The following is a 14,960-nucleotide window of genomic DNA, read 5'->3' as shown; positions in this document are numbered from 1 at the left end:
CGATCACGCTGGAGAAGACCGGTAACCATCCGGGCAACCTATCCTCCTGAGACCGGCGCTGAAGATGGGCATCCAGGCAAGACGTCTCGCTTTCGAAAGTGTAGGCGTTCGAGCAGCATATCCGGGCTTTCAAGCGCACTCTGGTTACCCGCCTTTCGGAATCCGCTACGCTCAGCCCTAATACGTGGACGCGAGACAGGCAATGAAGCTGACAGCTGCGCAAATCCTTTCAACGCCTGGCCAAATCGAAGAAAACATCAGTAAGCACCTCGATGTCATTCGCCTGGCGGCGAGCAGGGGTGCGGATGTGCTGGTCTTTCCCGAGCTTTCCCTCACCGGTTACGAACCCGGATTGGCGCAGACGCTGGCGGTGCAGCCGGCTGATCAGCGCTTTGATCAATTTCAGCTGGCAAGTGACCGGTACGGCATGCTCATCGCCGTTGGCGCGCCCACGAAGGGAGCAAAAGGCACCGAGATCAGCATGCTCTGCTTCCAGCCGGGGCTAGGGTGCACAAGCTACTCCAAGCAGCAGTTACACCCCGACGAGTTACCGTTCTTCACCGCCGGTACCGAGCAGGTTGTGCTCAGACACGCAGATCAGCTGCTGGCGCCTGCCATTTGCTACGAGTCACTGCAGGCAAGCCATGCGGAACAAGCTGCAGCGTCAGGTGCTGGCGTGTACCTGGCAAGCGTGGCCAAGTCGGAAAGAGGCGTGACATCGGCCTACAGTCATTATCCGACGATTGCAAAAAAGCATTCCCTGACTGTCTTGACGGCGAATTGTGTAGGCCCCGCCGATACCTTCATAGGAGCGGGGCGGTCTGCCATCTGGAGCAGTGAGGGTGACCTCGTTTGTAGCGCTGATGCCTTCCAGGAGGCATTGGTGGCGTACGACACAAGGAATGGAGAAGCGAGCGTCTTCAGATTGCCTTGAGGTCAGGCCAGGACCAACGCAAGGCAGCCCTACCTGTGCGGTGACACTCGGTAATCTCACTTGCCCGCTGCATCAGCCGCTGCGCGAGGACATCCGCGGCGGCGGGTTTGGCTTGAACGCAGTGTCAGGACGCAACGACCTGGGGATATAAGCCCTTTGCGCTGTTGAGCTCAACGGCCAACTTCCCTACCTTGGACAGTAGATTGCCGATATCCTGCTCGGGATCCGCGTAAAAATAATCGATGCAAAAGCGAAGTGACGTGCCAAACTGCTCGCCGATGGGTGGAAGCGCAACGCACCTGATCTGCATCGGCTCGCCCGCTCGCGCCGAATCGCGTACCCACCAGGAAAGGAACTCGAGTGCCTTGAAGCCTTTCGCATCACGCGTGATACCAAAGTTGACGGAGATGGCAAGCTCGTTGGCCAAGCCTCCCTTTGTGCGCTTCAACGCACCGAGCGGCAGGTCGGCATACGGAAGAAGACCGAAGTCGCTTTCCGTGACATCAGAAAGATCCACCTTGCCCACCGCCGCATCGGTAATGCCAGGGATAGACGTAATGGCGTCTTGCAGTTCTTGTACTTCGGGCGGCATTACAGCTCCAGAGGAATTGACTCGAATGATCGTCGTCGACGCGCTGTTTTTCGTCAATTGCTCACGCCCTTGGGTAGCACCAAAACGGGGACAGGCTGACTTTAATTTATATGACCCCGTTACGCTCAGCTGGCAGTCGCATCTGAGAAGTAGCCAACGCAACCGATGCCCACTGTTGAGAAGTATTTACCCTGCGGCTCTTCCATATCCGGACGCCACACAGCAAGCTCAAGCGCTGGGAACACGTAGCTGTTCCCCAACTCTTTGTCAAATGGATCAAAAGGAGTAACCGTAAGGAATTGCTCGACTAGTTTTGAAGCTGGTGTGCTAAATACATGCTGGCCAAGGCAGAGAACCTCAAAGCCGCAATCCCGGTACAGTTCTATAAACTCTACGCTCGGCTCGATGCCCCCGTAAAACACCTGAAACCCATTGTGATGCCACGCGTCTGTAGGATAGGGAGACGTAGGAACTTTAAGAAAGCTAGTTGAAGGCGCCCCCATGACGGCATGAACTTCGGCGCGCGACATACCGAGTTTTACAAAGCCAACACCAGCCAAGGGAAATATTTCAAGAACTTTCATAATGCCATACGTGTGAATTCAGCCAATTTGCAAAGCAATATTTGGCTTGAATGGATTGTTAGGAAGTGAGTCGCCGCAAAGGTTACGGTGTTGCACCTATGCCCTCAGCACTGCCGCCTGCAATGAGTGTGCCAAAGCTTACAACACGTAGCTTCCCCCACAACATACCGGCACCGAGGCGCCCGACTGGCAGCGACCAGCGCATATCTGGCCAATGAGAACGGGCTATCAAAGATCGATCACATCGTGCTGAGTACAGAGACAAGTTCTGTGCAGCAGGGCGAGAGCATATTTGTTATTCAAGGGGCGCTCGACAACCCTGCTTACCTGATGGCGCACATGAAAACAGGCGACGCCATCGCACAGCCAGTAGAGCAGTCGAGCCAGGTGCAGGCGCTTGGCCAGATGTACCGGCAACAGCAGGAACAGCAGGAACAGCAACAGAAAACTTCGATTACTCCACCTCATGGAATGGTGTGAGACCGCAGCCCCGCTCACCGGCGGCACACCAGACCAGACCCAACAAATGTGTACGCGTAGCCCACACGTTAGTCCGCGGGCGCCACACTGACGACCAGCTCGCCGTTGCGCATGCGGATGTGGAGTTTGCTGCCGATGGTGGAGCCAAATTGTTCTATCCAGCCGCCGCGTAGGCGCAGCGTGGGAATGAGTTGGTGGCTGGTGAGGTAATAGCCCTGGCCGACGGTGCGGTGTTGCAGGGCACGTGGGTGGGTGGCGGCACCTTAGGCCATCTGGCGTTTGAGTTCAGCCGCTGCCAAAGCAGGTTTGCTTTGAAAGGTTTTTCTGACGCGGCATTGGATCTCTAGCTGGTTGGGTCATAGATATCCAAGCCTAAGGAAATACCTCTTTGTCCGAGCGCCAGCAGGGCTTTAGCGGAAAGTGGTAGACCATCATTCCTCCCGGCCATGAAGATGCCGCAGAACAGGTCGGGCTCATAGCGATTGCTCAAGTGGGCCCACACACTCAAGTCTTGGGTGAGCTGGTCCAGGATTTCGAAGATCTGTGCCTCAAGATCCTCAGGCTCGCGTCGCGTTGAAGTCAGTCTCCAGCTACCAGTCTTGGCAATACTCACTACGCCGCTCTTCGACTTAAGTTCTTGCCCCTTATGCTTGGAGGCTGTTGGGCTGCCCAAAAGCAACGCGCTGATCTCATCAGGCACCAGATCGTCTCCAAAGAATCTGAGTGTTGCTACGGAAGACTCGAGTGCTCCCATTGGGCTCCAATGTATGAGTTAAGCCGCACCGCGAAGCGGCGTCGGCTTGGATGAACTGTTAGGCGATGACCGGTTCATGCTTTAGCTGCCAGAACGCAATCTCGTAGTCTTCGATAGCACCGCCCGGGGCGGCCTTATAGAATTCCACCACACATGGCGAGTTCGGGAACTGCAACGCGAGCTTGAATTGGTAGATCTCTTTTAGCGACTCACCCAGCAAGATCACCTTGTCTTCTGCGAGGTGCTCGTTGTCGTTGTAGTGAATATCGGCGATGTGCAGATGGTTCATTACCCACTCAACGGACTTCCGCGTCGATCCGCTAGCGGCTTCCCAGGCGCGCAGGGACTCAATTGAGAAGCCTTCTCTAAAGATGTAACCCTCAAATTCCACGAAGCGCGGCCAGAACAGAGTCAAGTAGCCAGTAGCGAGGGCAAAATTTCCCATGCAGCCAACCCAGCTCTCCAGATCAATTCCCCGGCCGTCATTCCAGAGGCCAAGCTCGCTCTTCATGCTATCTGGAATGTTCATTGGCAGTGCCTAACCATCATTGAACCGCCTAAGCGCGGCACAACACGATCCTCGCTGAGTCGCTGAGAGCAGTCAATCGTTGCAAGCCTGTGAAATAGGCTGCCTTTGCAGCAGTCCAGCTACCCATCGCCAGTGCCATGGCCGCATCTTTGCAGCGACCGCCCTTTACAACCAAGGACATCTGGCCTAACGATGCAAGTCGCTGAAATCTCAGAATGCCAACACTCGAAGGCAACTGGCGCGCGATCACTAGTTTCAAACCACAATAACCGTCATCTTCGGCATGCAGATACGACCTGCCCGGCTTTCGCTCCACCGGCTGCTCAAGCATCTCACGCACGGCATTGGCCGCATCAAAGATGGCTTACCCGAGCGTGGGCAGCGTCTGCGCCTCCAGGCGCTCCGGTTTGCTCATGGCGATGACGTCGCCATGAGCGATGAGGCTGCGTAGCAGGCGGTCGAGCTGGTCGCGTTGGTCCAGAGTGAGATGCAAGACGACGGCGGGGTGCTCCATCTGTGTCCCTCCTCTGCGCGGTGAGCAGGGAGCGCGCACGGTGTGGCGATTGGCGCGGGGCGCGCGGGTGCTGGTGCGGGCTGCGCGTGCGCTGCGCACCTGGTTAGTCCGTAGGTGCGACGGTGACGACCAGCTCGCCGTTGCGCATGCGGATGTGGAGTTTGCTGCCGATGGTGAAGCCGAGTTGTTCCAGCCAGCGGCCGCGTAGGCGCAGGGTGGGGATGCGTTGGTGGCTGTCGGGGTAGTAGCCGTAGCCGACGGTGCAGTGTTGCGGCGCGCGCGGGTGGCCTGGGCGGCGTGGCTTGCTGGGATCGGGGCGGGGCTCGGGGATGGGGGTGCGCTCGAGGTAGGGCCGCGGCGGGATCGAGGGGTCGAGCGAGTGCCAGCCGATCTCGGTGGGTGGCGGCACCGTGGCGCGCTTGCGTGCGGATGTGGGACGGGACGTGGATCGACGCATGGCAAAGCCCTCCTTGACGAACAGGCCCCGCCGCCGGGTGGCGACGGGATGTCGGGAGGTTAGAAACCGCTAAGAGTCGGCGGGCGTATTTCCCCGAAGGGTGTTGTATTAGCCGCCCTCCCGACGCAGGCATCGCGTCGGTTGCACCCGCAAGATGCTGCAGGCACAAAAAACCCACCGGTTTGACGGAGGTGGGTACCGCTCTTAGGGGAGTTTCTACGCTCCTTGGTTAGATCATGCTACGCACGAATTCTCACTGTCAACCACAAAAGTGGAAACCGTGCGTTGAATGATCGGATACGATAGATCCCTGCCAACTAACATCAATCCTCCAATGCGATATTTAGCCAAACAGGATCCCAGCGAAAGCAGGCAACTGCTACTGGGTGGCGATTGTTGCCTGTTACCTGAAAGACTATTGCTTGCACATGGACGTGGCGATGTGATTTTTGTGACTGGAGCAGGCACATCCATTCCTTCTGGACTACCAGATTTTCGCGACTTAACGTTGCAGATATATAGCCGACTTGATCGGCCACTCTATAACGTATTAATGAGCATTCCTCGCGAAAAAACAATCTCGAAGGCATTGAAACGGGCGGACTTGAGTATTACCAATTAGCCGAAGCAAAGCGATTTGCTCAAGCAGATTATGATGTCGCACTAGGAATGCTGGAACGCCGCATTGATTCCTCTACTACGAACAAAACGTCGGTTAGATATGAAATCAGCGACCAAATACGTCGAATGAGCCGGAAACCAAGTGATTTGCATAAATCACTACTATCTCTGGCAGACAGAGGAGCGGCAACTACAATTGTCACTACCAATTTTGATTTACTTCTTGAACAGGCCGCCCAGCAGGCCAGAAAGCCCCTTCAAACCTATTCGCTATCATCCATACCTAGACCCGGAAAATCTTCTGATTTTTCTGGGGTGCTTCATATCCACGGAGCAATAGAGAAAAATCCTAGGCGTAGCAGTCAATGCATAGTAACTGATCGTGACTTTGGAGAGTTCTATTTGCGTCGACAAGTCGTGCCGGAGTTTATCTATGATACTGCGCGACTATTCCACATCGTCTTAATTGGCTATAGCGCTAACGACCCGCCCATGAGATATCTACTTAATGCCATTGCTGCTGACAACAATCGTTTTACGGATCTTAAACCACGATATGCATTTGTACCCTATCGGGAGGTTATTGATCAAGTAGTTCTTAGTGATTGGCGATCACGAGGAATTGAGCCAATTCCGTACGATGATCGCGACCAACACAAACAGATAGCAAATACTCTTCAAAACTGGTCCAGATTTTCGGCGATTAACGGCGACCAATCTTTTATTGAAAAAAAATTGAAGAAGATAGTGACGCAACCTCGTAAGGCGGCTGTTGAGTATGAGCGAGATCTCTTTGACCACTTGTATCGTAGAAGTAGCGACGCCGAACGTAGAAATATCGCTCTACTTGTATCCAGGAGCGGCGCAAGTAGCGATTGGCTTGATTCGATGCTAACAATCGACAGAGAGTCTAGAGCAGATTAATCCATGATCAATCGAAGCGCACTCAGCCTGTCAAAAGCCGATGATCGAATTGTGACAACAATTAGAATTTTTATAAATCAAAGAATGGAGGAAAGAGAAATATTAGATTGGGCAATAAATTTAGATCCCAGGCAGTCAGTCGAACGACTTGCTATTACGCTGGAACTGGATTTCTTTTCGAGCTCGCTTTCGCAGCCTTGGCGCGACGCTTGGCATCTACTGCTTGAATCATGGAATTCTGGCGCCCCACCGGATCTAAATGGTGTAGATCAGATAGATGTCGAACGAAGACTAGCCGCCAGTGATAGATCAGGCGATATCATTGGACGCATTGTAGGCCTAGTTAAACCGGTCTTCGCCGCATCGCATATGAGGCGCGAAACTGAATCTAGTCAACGTAAAAAGAGAACTGCGCTAAATACTGATCAACTCATCAGCATTGACGTTCAGGCACCACATCCCATTGACCCCGATAAAATCGGAATTAACGACATAAGCGATATCGATTTCCTGGTCGAACTGGCCGATGAGCTGGAATTTGTTATAGGAAAATCACAAGCTATCGCTCTACGCTCAAAGATGAGCTCATGGCGTATTGGGATTCCTCGGCGTGTCTATTACGTTTCTCCTAAAGACTTGCCAGACGATGAGCATGAACCAGATGAATTCGGCACAGGACTCCAAGCTGTTACCAAATTATTATTCTCTGTAGTCAAGCGCCTTGGACAGTTAAACGCCGATTCCGCGATACGATTTACTGAAAGATGGCTTGCGGCCGGCGATAATCTTAGGCAACGCCTATGGGCAGTTATGGCCCGCGACAAACAGTATGCGGCAGCCTCAACCGTCTTCGCGGTGCTCCAAAATTGCGACGATGACCAGTTTTGGTCTCTTCAGTCACACCCTGAAATATCTGAAATGCGTGCAATCCGCTTTTTTGAAATGAAACATGAGGAACAAAAATTAGTTTTAAAGAGAATCAAGAAGGGTCCACCTTCCTCTTTCTGGGGATCTACAGACAAGGCGCGGGTAAATAAGGCACGACGTTACCGTGCAGCGCGCGAGATTAGAAGGATTGAAGTGGCTGGAGGGTCAATTCCGCCATACATCGAAGCTTGGTATAAAGAGATCATCCGAGACCAACCTAATGTCGTTGATATGAGTGCTTTCGATGAAGACTACTGGACCTTTAAAAAAGCCAAGTGGATTGGCGAGGCCTCGGTCGCCGAATATGATAGTTGCTCAGGCACTGAAAGATTAGCACTTTTAGAAAAGGACCTTACGACGGAAGAAAGTGGCTGGGAACTAGATCGTTCGCGCGCAGCTTCAAGCTGGATTGATAAGCCCTCTAATCTTGCCGCTTTGATTGATGATCTTAAAGTAGATCCAGAAGTAGGCAAGAGTTTCTCTGCGGTATGGCTGCGCTTGTCGTGGGCGCACAGGTTAAATCAGCTAAATGATGAAAGCCCTGTTACCAATTCCGAGGAGGCGAATACACTTTTAAACTTAATTGACAAACTTGATCGCGACACTTGCACAACTGCTATAAACGGGCTTACAGCGTGGATGGATACGTGGGGCCAGGCGCTAAAAGATAGCGGGCGATTTAAAGCAGTGTGGATGAAGCTTTGGCCTATTTCTGCAGCACTTACCAGCGCTAACGAATCTAAAGAATTAGACCCACTTAATACAGATGTTCAGGGGTATGACATAGAAGACCCCGAAGATCTTGATACTTTAAACACGCCCGCAGGGAGAATGGTAGGTGCATTCCTTAAGTGCTGCCCTAAACTCACTGAAGATCAAAACCCCTTTGATTTAGACTTAATGATACGGTCAATGCGAGACGCGTGCCTATCGTCAAAGGGACGATCTCAACTCATTTTTCGATATCGTATTATCCAGGAGGCTTTGGATTATTTTCTGCATGCAGACAATGATTGGACTAAGTGCAAGATTATAAAACCATTGCTAGAAGACACAAAAGAATCTTTGGTACTTTGGCGCGCACTTGCCTGGCGTCGTCGATTCGGAAATGTACTTGTACTTTTGGGTGACTCTTTTGTAACACGCGTAACAGATGAGAGAATGGGTAAGCAAATACGCAAAAACCTTGCAGTAAGCGTAGTACTTGAAATACTGCACTCGTTGAATGAAAGTCGATCGCCGGTTGTCTCGGAAGAAGCCACAACTCAAATGCTTCGCTCTGCTACTGACGAAATTCGCTCAGCTATAGCCAGATTAATGAGCGACTATGTAGTAAATATGGCCAACTTACCGGACGTTAAAATCCCGAACAAAGCGGTAGAAAAAATATTTTCCGACTGTGTTTTTGTTTTTTTAAGTCGTGTCTGGCCCCAAGAATCAACCCTAGCGTCTCCTGCAATTTCCAGGGGCTTTGCGCGGCTGCCGGCTTCATGCGGAGAATGCTTTGTCAAAGCTACTAATTCAATTCGGCGCTTTCTCATTCCCTTCGAGTCGTGGTCGCTACATGACTACGGCCTTCGATCAGAGAATCGAAACCGAGTATCGGAGGTAATCAACAATTCTGAAAAAGCATCAGCATTGCTCGATATATTTGACTTAACTATAAGCGGAAACGATGGGACACCTATTCCACATGAGCTCGGAACCGCGCTCCAAATAGTTAGCGAGATTGCCCCTAATCTATCTCGAACGCCCTCATATCGCCGCTTGGCAGCCTTTACTAGAAGGTAGTCATTCTTATGCATTAAGCAGGCTAAAAATTATCCAGTCAGTTTTATTAGTCTAGTAAGACCGCGATGGTCGGTAGCCGGATTTTTCTATTTATGCAGTCTCAGCAGTGATAGTGACAAGGCTTGCAACGTACTCTTCACCTTTGGATGAACTCATTGTTGCGGGCGGAAACTGGGTTAGTTTGTTTTTAAGTGAACCTACTCCCGCTCTTAATTCATGGGACGGGAACGGGGTGGGAACGGGGTCAGGTTGACTTCTTTAAGTAAACTAACCCCATTCTTCGGCACCCCAAAGTGGCATCGGCTTGAATGAACTGTTAGCCGCTGGCTTGGCTGCGTCCCAAGTACTTCAACGCGCTCGGCAGGCCTGGCTCAAGCAGTAGCACAATTTCAGCATACTGACGTGCTTGAGGATCAAATCCGCCTTCGGCAGCGGCAAGGAACAACTCTCGGTAGGCAAGTGCCAAGTATGTGGAATCGAACGACGCGAGAGCAGCACTCACTGCGTCGATTGCGTTGCGGAACTTGCCTTGGCCGCGAAGCGCAGCCGACAACATGATGGTTTTTTGCTGGTCCAAGTTGATTTCTCTCCTAGTGATTAACGCCTGAGTTAAGCCGGACCGCGGCTCGGGAATGTTACATGTCACCATTTAAGCCGAGCCGCAAAGCGGGCTCGGCTTGAACGAATTGTTAGACAGCGGGCTAGAGAAAACCGAACTGACGAACAATGATCAACGGGTCAGTAGACTTGGCCGCGAATTTCATTAGAGCAGCAGGGGAATGATCCCACTCATTCACGCGGGCTCCGATGTAGCATTTCGCGAACAAATCAAGAAACCCCGATCTATCCAATGCTTTATCGAATGTTCTCTTCGTCACGCTCGCATTACTTCCAAATTTTTTGTCTGCCACACATGCCGGCATATATTTAAGATTACTACCATCTATGATGCAGTACCAAGAACCACAGCTGCCTAGCATTTCGTAGCTAAAAGGTGGACAGTAATTTGAGCAGCACTCGATAAGCTCTTCGAGCTGCTCAGAATCCTTGGTCACGCGATCAGATGGTGCTGTTTTTTTGTATTGAACCAAGATGTACTTCTCGCCGACAATCTCAAAAAGTAGATCTGCGCCATTGATATCTTTATCTCGCTTCCCGCGACGATGAAGCACGGTCCTCTCAATAGTTACGCCTTCGATAACTTCCTTTGTCGTGCGCTCCCCTCCGTACACTTCATCGTAGATAAAGTCCTCTTCGTGGGGATTCTCAGCTCGATCTAACAATGCGTCTTTTACCTGATCAAGCGTCCTCTGACGATCAATGATCGAATCTACATCTCGCATAACTTGCGAGATCATGCTTTGAGAGTCTGCCAAGTTCTGTCTCCCCCTGTCTAGCGCCGCAAATTAAGCAGCGTTGCGAAACGACGTCGGCTTCAACGAATTTTTAGGTCCCAGGCTCACTGGAGGCCCGAGAAGCCATTGTTGTGGCGCACAGCAGAATGTCCGCATGCACGGGCGATTTATCCCGAATCAGTTCGGCGTTGAACTTGAGCTGCCCAATGAAGGCCTCCAACTGGGCAGCCGGGTTATGGACGAGTGCAAAGTGATCGACAGCCGCAGCTACTGTGACACCGAGTTCGGCGTTGACCTCGGCGCCATGTTGTGCTTTTACGGCTAACTGATGCACGCGAGTTGCGTACTGATTGACTAGACCCGTATCAACATCACCCATGAAATTTTCTCCTAAGGTCTAACTACTATTGGACTGCCAAGAACGACCTAAAACGATCCTCGCTGACTCCTTGGGCGTGGTCAATTGCTACAAATATCTGGAGTTTATAACTTTTCAGCTGCTTCCCTGCCTTTGACGCAGGGTGTTAGGCCGCCTCCCTGCGGGCTCATCCTGTTAGGCGGGGTTACTCGCGGCCTAACGCCGAGATCTAGCAATCGGCCGATCGAGCTTGCTGCCTACTTTCAAGGCAATGCCAGCGTGTTGTTGCGTTGGGTCACCTCTGAAACCTCGCCTTCCGTTACCAGACGCAACTGCGCGCCCTTACCAGCGCTAGCACCTGACACCGCCAACCGCACAACCGCCGACCTAGGCATTAAATCCCGCGGAGCCTCCAACGCCGGAAATGCGCCCCGTGCCAGCTCCTTGCCACGCGCATCCTCCAAGACCACAAACCCGGCCGGTGCATCGGCATGGCCGAGGCTGTGCACGGTCACTTCAATGGCGTCTGCAGTCACACGCACATCGCCGTGGCCAATGCCCAGGTCCGGGCGCAGTTCGACCGGGGTGGAGGCGGCGATACGTTCGAGCTGCAGGACGGTGGTGCGGCCTGCGGGGAAGTCGATGTCGATGACCGCGCTTTTTTCGAAAGCGAGCTCTTGTGTTTTGGCGTTGCTGTCGAGCTTGCCGTCATTGCCTTTGCTCACGCCCTGGGTGATGCGCCATTGGCCCGGGGCGACGTTCCAGCCGGTCATGCTGGCGCGTTGGGTTTTACTGGAGGTGTTGTAGGCGATGACGGTGAAGCGGTCTTGCTGGGGTGCGGGGATGGCGATGGCTACTTGGGTTGCGGCCTCTGGGTCGGCGAAGCGCCAGCTCACGGTGTGGCCGGGGTAGGTTTGATTGCGCTTGAGGGCCACGCCGCCCAGGCGTGCGCGCTGCAGGTTGACCGTGGGGGATTCCACGCGGTCGCTCCACCAGTGGCCTTCGGTGTTCATGTAGAAGTTCTGCAGTTTCTCTCTTGCCTCGCTGCGGTAAATGGCGGCGAGATAATCCAGATTGCCGGTCTGCTCCCAGGCCACATGGTGCGGGAAGTCCGGCGCGCTGCCGTCGTCCTTGTTTGCCGCATCGATGAGCTTGCCGCTCCAGTCGTTGCGCTTGCCCATGACATCGAGAAAGTTTTCGTTGAGCAGCGACAGGCCGTTGGGGCCGCTGTTGGCGACGCGGTAGTCGATGGGCTTGAGATAGCGCTGCTCGCCGGTGAAGCGGTAGGCGGCCCAGAAGGTGTGCAAGGTGTCGGCGCCGCCGCTGCCTTCGAACAGTTCGCCGCCGCGGGTCTTGCCGGTCTGCCAGTTGATCTCGTTGGGTAGCGCCCAATTGCCCTTGGCGTTGGTGTAGGCGTGGGCGAGATAGCCGTCCGCCAACCCGGTGACGATGCGGCGGCTGTTGGGGTCGGCGTTATAGCCGCCCAGCAGGATGGCCGGGTGCACGATGGGGAAGGAGTACGGTTTTTGCCATTGCCAGTTGGGCTCGCGGTAGACCTTGCGGCCGCCGAACCAGTTGCTGGCGAACAGCAGGTGGCCTTGCGGGTTGACCTGGATGATGGTGTCGAAGGCTTTGACCGTCTGCATCAGGCGCTCGACGGTGCGCGGGTCGCCCCAGTTGAGATACAGCAGGGCGCTGTTGAGGTTGATGCCCTCCTCGTAGGAATGCAGCTCGTCGGTTTCGATGGTGGACAGGCCGTTGGTGAACATGCCGTTGCGGTAGTTGGCATCGGACAGCGCCAGCATGGAGGCGTTGAGCATGTCCGGGTCCACGCCCATCAGGGCGACGCCGGGCCATTGCTGCACCAGGTCCGAATCGTCGGAGATGCCGCCGCCGAAATCGCCGTAGGCCACCTGGCGCTGCTCGATCCACCAGCGGATATAGCGGCGGGTGGCGCTGAGGTCTTGCAGCTGCCAGAACGCCCAGGCAGGCACGCCCTTGGGCACGGTGGGCAGATCGACAGGCAACGCGCCCTGGTTGGCGTAGCTGATGTCGTTCCAGTACTGGCGGCCGAGGGCGTGGTCCGGGTCCACGCGCAGCAGGTCGGTGATGTCGGCGTCCAGGCGCTTGTAGAGCAGCTGGCGCTTGGAGGTGGTGTGCTCTTCCACCAGAAAGCCCCAGTTGTCCTTGACCTGGTTGAAGCGGTCGGCGACGTGCTCGGTGATGGCCTCGGCGCGCGGCTTGAACACCAGCTGCAGCTGGGTGCCGTCGAGCGCGTTGGCGTTGAAGCCGGGTGCGGCGGCGGCGATGCTGAGCATCAGGCTGTCGTTGCTGAGGATGCGGTCGCGCAGGTCCAGCCACAGGGTGCGGCCCTGGCCGGGGGCGACCGCGACCGAGACATCGATCATGTCGCGCGCGGGCCAGATGGGGTCCTTGATGCGGATGTTGAGCGGGATGCTGCCGTTGTGGGTGGCCGGCAGGTTGAGCGCCGGCAGGGTGATGGCGATGCCGTCCAGGCCGTCGTGCATGTTCTCCCAGCCGTAGGACCAGCTGCGCATCAACGCCTGGTCCGGCGGCGGGTCACCCAGGCTGGAGGGCACCAGGATGTGCACGATGGGCTGCTGCGCGCTTGCCGCGGCCTTGTCGCTGGGACGCTTGCGCGCCGGTGCCTTGGTGGGCAGCGCAATGACGGTCTGGCGCTCGCCGGGCGGGTAGCGGCCGGCGATGACAGCGCGCAATGGGGCGAGGTTGTCGTAGTCGGGCTGGATGTCGCTGCGCACGGTGTAGCTGAGTTGCGCGCTGCCCTTGGGCACGGCGCCTGGCTGCACGTTGTAGGCCCAGATTTCCTGGATGGGGGTTTCCTGCGCGGTGTTGGCAAAGCGCAGCGTGCCGCCGCGGCGCTCGGCGAACTGGTCCACGCTGCGCACCACGCCCTGGCTGCGCGCGAACAGCGGCTGCGCCTGTGCGTTGGGCGCGGCGTAGCTGGCCTGGCCGTAGGCGGCGCCGCGCAGCTCGATGCGGTTGACCGGCTCGTCCGGCAGGGTGAGGTCCAGCGCCTTGCCGCCTTCGACATAGGTGTTCCAGTCCGGCAGCTGGAAGTAGTCGTCGCGCCCGGGCAGGCGCGAGCGGTTGTAGACGCCGGGCCAGGTGGTCTCGGCAATGCCGTCGGTGGCCTTCCACATCCATTGCTTGAGGTCGCGCGCGTCGGCGAACTCCACCTTGCGGATGCGGGTGACCGGTGCGTCCAGCAGCGGCGGTGCGTGGCCGTTGTCCCAGCCGTAGCGGTGCAGGAAGGCGGCGTGTTGCGATGCCGGTGTGGCCGGCTCGGCGGTGGCGGGCTCCTGCAGGCGTGCCAGCGCGGCGGCGCCGCTGGCGTCGAGCATGCGGTCGTAGATGCGGATCTCGTCGAAGTCGCTGCCGCGCAAAAAGTTGTAGCGGCTCTGCACTTGGTGCGGCGACATGACGCGGCCGGCCAGGCCGAACTGGTCCAGCGCGGCGTCGAAGTCGAGCGCGCCGCCGTTGGCGCAGGGCGCACCGCAGTCCACGCGTGCGGCTTCCTTGCCATCGACATACAGGCGCACGCCGCGGGTTTCGTCCCAGGCAAACGCAATGTGGGTCCAGTCGCTGGCAGCCGGGGCCTTGTCGAGCTTGAAGGAGACGCGGGTGCGCGCGAGGTTGGCGTCGGTGACGAAGGCATCGAAGCCGTGGCCGTTCCAGTCGATGCGCAGCCAGGCCATGTCCCAGCTGGTGTGGTCGGCGTAGCCGACGCGGAAGATCACGAACGGCGCTTCGCCCACGGGATAACGCGCGCGCCAGAAGAAGCCGAGCGTGCCGCGCTGGGTGTAGAGATTGCCGGGCGCATTCCACGACAGCACGCCGTCGTCGGCCCATTCGATGGCGTTGCCGCGTTTGCCGGTGGGCACCAGTGTGATCTTGTCGCGGAAGTTGGGCACGCCGTCGCCGCGGGCGACATCGGCCTGCAGGTCGCGGTCGGCCGACACCCGGAACAACAGCTCCGGCACGGTGGTGGTGGCCGCGCTCACCGGCAGCGCGATCAGGCACAGCATTCCCAACAAGAACTTCGACACGCTCACCTCGTCAATTCCAAACGTAAAACAGCCACCGCGTGCTTGCACGCGG

At 55.8% G+C, this 14,960-nt stretch carries 14 protein-coding genes and 1 pseudogene; 4 read left to right on the top strand and 11 right to left on the bottom strand.

Features of this window, described 5'->3' with window-relative positions:
- The first annotated feature begins 202 nt into the window (after positions 1–202).
- Positions 203–934, top strand: coding sequence for a carbon-nitrogen hydrolase family protein (locus tag AC1PLA_RS00805; protein ID WP_208415064.1), 732 nt, complete (start codon positions 203–205; stop codon positions 932–934).
- A 124-nt stretch (positions 935–1,058) separates the two neighbouring features.
- Here the strand turns inward: AC1PLA_RS00805 and AC1PLA_RS00800 are convergent, their stop codons facing one another.
- Together AC1PLA_RS00800 and AC1PLA_RS00795 are read right to left on the bottom strand one after the other, a co-directional pair.
- Entirely contained in the window at positions 1,059–1,526 is a 468-nt protein-coding gene (locus AC1PLA_RS00800) for a hypothetical protein (protein WP_243851883.1), read from the bottom strand.
- Positions 1,527–1,651: 125 nt separating this feature from the next.
- Complete coding sequence (locus AC1PLA_RS00795; protein ID WP_228608324.1) at positions 1,652–2,110, bottom strand: outer membrane protein assembly factor BamE; 459 nt, start codon at positions 2,108–2,110, stop codon at positions 1,652–1,654.
- A gap of 165 nt (positions 2,111–2,275) precedes the next feature.
- Between AC1PLA_RS00795 and AC1PLA_RS00790 the strand changes: the two are divergent.
- Positions 2,276–2,590, top strand: a pseudogene (locus AC1PLA_RS00790) (XVIPCD domain-containing protein); the annotation flags it as partial.
- A 68-nt stretch (positions 2,591–2,658) separates the two neighbouring features.
- Here AC1PLA_RS00790 and AC1PLA_RS00785 read toward each other — a convergent pair.
- The 5 genes from AC1PLA_RS00785 to AC1PLA_RS00765 all read right to left on the bottom strand — a co-directional run bounded on the left by AC1PLA_RS00785 (position 2,659) and on the right by AC1PLA_RS00765 (position 4,844).
- Complete coding sequence (locus AC1PLA_RS00785) at positions 2,659–2,769, bottom strand: SymE family type I addiction module toxin (RefSeq protein ID WP_425520374.1); 111 nt, start codon at positions 2,767–2,769, stop codon at positions 2,659–2,661.
- A gap of 164 nt (positions 2,770–2,933) precedes the next feature.
- Positions 2,934–3,344, bottom strand: a complete 411-nt coding sequence (locus AC1PLA_RS00780; RefSeq protein WP_166772866.1) for a DUF4279 domain-containing protein — start codon at positions 3,342–3,344, stop codon at positions 2,934–2,936.
- 58 nt (positions 3,345–3,402) lie between these two features.
- The gene (locus AC1PLA_RS00775; protein WP_146091146.1) at positions 3,403–3,873 is read right to left on the bottom strand and encodes a hypothetical protein; all 471 of its coding nucleotides are present in this window, start codon (positions 3,871–3,873) and stop codon (positions 3,403–3,405) included.
- Between the two features lie 364 nt (positions 3,874–4,237).
- Complete coding sequence (locus AC1PLA_RS00770; protein WP_481105371.1) at positions 4,238–4,387, bottom strand: hypothetical protein; 150 nt, start codon at positions 4,385–4,387, stop codon at positions 4,238–4,240.
- 103 nt (positions 4,388–4,490) lie between these two features.
- Positions 4,491–4,844 carry a SymE family type I addiction module toxin gene (locus AC1PLA_RS00765; RefSeq protein ID WP_481105370.1) on the bottom strand — a complete coding sequence of 118 codons (354 nt, stop codon included), beginning with the start codon at positions 4,842–4,844 and terminating at the stop codon, positions 4,491–4,493.
- A gap of 747 nt (positions 4,845–5,591) precedes the next feature.
- Between AC1PLA_RS00765 and AC1PLA_RS00760 the strand changes: the two genes are divergently transcribed.
- Together AC1PLA_RS00760 and AC1PLA_RS00755 are read left to right on the top strand one after the other, a co-directional pair.
- Entirely contained in the window at positions 5,592–6,389 is a 798-nt protein-coding gene (locus AC1PLA_RS00760; RefSeq protein WP_481105369.1) for an SIR2 family protein, read from the top strand.
- Between the two features lie 3 nt (positions 6,390–6,392).
- Positions 6,393–9,107: a hypothetical protein gene (locus tag AC1PLA_RS00755; protein ID WP_153064755.1), complete on the top strand. Its 2,715-nt coding sequence runs from the start codon at positions 6,393–6,395 to the stop codon at positions 9,105–9,107.
- Positions 9,108–9,423: 316 nt separating this feature from the next.
- On the opposite strand, the gene AC1PLA_RS00750 is transcribed toward AC1PLA_RS00755, so the two are convergent.
- The 4 genes from AC1PLA_RS00750 to AC1PLA_RS00735 form a co-directional block, all read right to left on the bottom strand.
- Positions 9,424–9,684: a hypothetical protein gene (locus AC1PLA_RS00750; RefSeq protein ID WP_481105368.1), complete on the bottom strand. Its 261-nt coding sequence runs from the start codon at positions 9,682–9,684 to the stop codon at positions 9,424–9,426.
- Positions 9,685–9,808: 124 nt separating this feature from the next.
- Positions 9,809–10,483 carry a hypothetical protein gene (locus AC1PLA_RS00745; RefSeq protein WP_153064754.1) on the bottom strand — a complete coding sequence of 225 codons (675 nt, stop codon included), beginning with the start codon at positions 10,481–10,483 and terminating at the stop codon, positions 9,809–9,811.
- A gap of 70 nt (positions 10,484–10,553) precedes the next feature.
- Positions 10,554–10,841 carry a hypothetical protein gene (locus AC1PLA_RS00740; protein ID WP_481105367.1) on the bottom strand — a complete coding sequence of 96 codons (288 nt, stop codon included), beginning with the start codon at positions 10,839–10,841 and terminating at the stop codon, positions 10,554–10,556.
- Between the two features lie 242 nt (positions 10,842–11,083).
- Positions 11,084–14,887 (bottom strand): LamG-like jellyroll fold domain-containing protein, encoded by a 3,804-nt coding sequence (locus tag AC1PLA_RS00735; RefSeq protein ID WP_481106250.1) that lies wholly within the window; start codon positions 14,885–14,887, stop codon positions 11,084–11,086.
- Between the last annotated feature and the right edge of the window lie 73 nt (positions 14,888–14,960).

It is taken from the genome of Xanthomonas sp. NCPPB 1826 (assembly GCF_056725285.1).
Note: the sequence above shows the minus strand (reverse complement) of the source record. Positions and strands in the feature narration are given on the sequence as shown.

Excerpts from the sequence above, each read along its gene's own strand:
- AC1PLA_RS00805 (WP_208415064.1), top strand. The coding sequence starts at position 203 with ATGAAGCTGACAGCTGCGCAAATCCTTTCAACGCCTGGCCAAATCGAA.
- AC1PLA_RS00800 (WP_243851883.1), bottom strand. The coding sequence starts at position 1,526 with ATGCCGCCCGAAGTACAAGAACTGCAAGACGCCATTACGTCTATCCCT.
- AC1PLA_RS00795 (WP_228608324.1), bottom strand. The coding sequence starts at position 2,110 with ATGAAAGTTCTTGAAATATTTCCCTTGGCTGGTGTTGGCTTTGTAAAA.
- AC1PLA_RS00780 (WP_166772866.1), bottom strand. The coding sequence starts at position 3,344 with ATGGGAGCACTCGAGTCTTCCGTAGCAACACTCAGATTCTTTGGAGAC.
- AC1PLA_RS00775 (WP_146091146.1), bottom strand. The coding sequence starts at position 3,873 with ATGAACATTCCAGATAGCATGAAGAGCGAGCTTGGCCTCTGGAATGAC.
- AC1PLA_RS00770 (WP_481105371.1), bottom strand. The coding sequence starts at position 4,387 with ATGGAGCACCCCGCCGTCGTCTTGCATCTCACTCTGGACCAACGCGAC.
- AC1PLA_RS00765 (WP_481105370.1), bottom strand. The coding sequence starts at position 4,844 with ATGCGTCGATCCACGTCCCGTCCCACATCCGCACGCAAGCGCGCCACG.
- AC1PLA_RS00760 (WP_481105369.1), top strand. The coding sequence starts at position 5,592 with ATGAGCCGGAAACCAAGTGATTTGCATAAATCACTACTATCTCTGGCA.
- AC1PLA_RS00755 (WP_153064755.1), top strand. The coding sequence starts at position 6,393 with ATGATCAATCGAAGCGCACTCAGCCTGTCAAAAGCCGATGATCGAATT.
- AC1PLA_RS00740 (WP_481105367.1), bottom strand. The coding sequence starts at position 10,841 with ATGGGTGATGTTGATACGGGTCTAGTCAATCAGTACGCAACTCGCGTG.
- AC1PLA_RS00735 (WP_481106250.1), bottom strand. The coding sequence starts at position 14,887 with ATGCTGTGCCTGATCGCGCTGCCGGTGAGCGCGGCCACCACCACCGTG.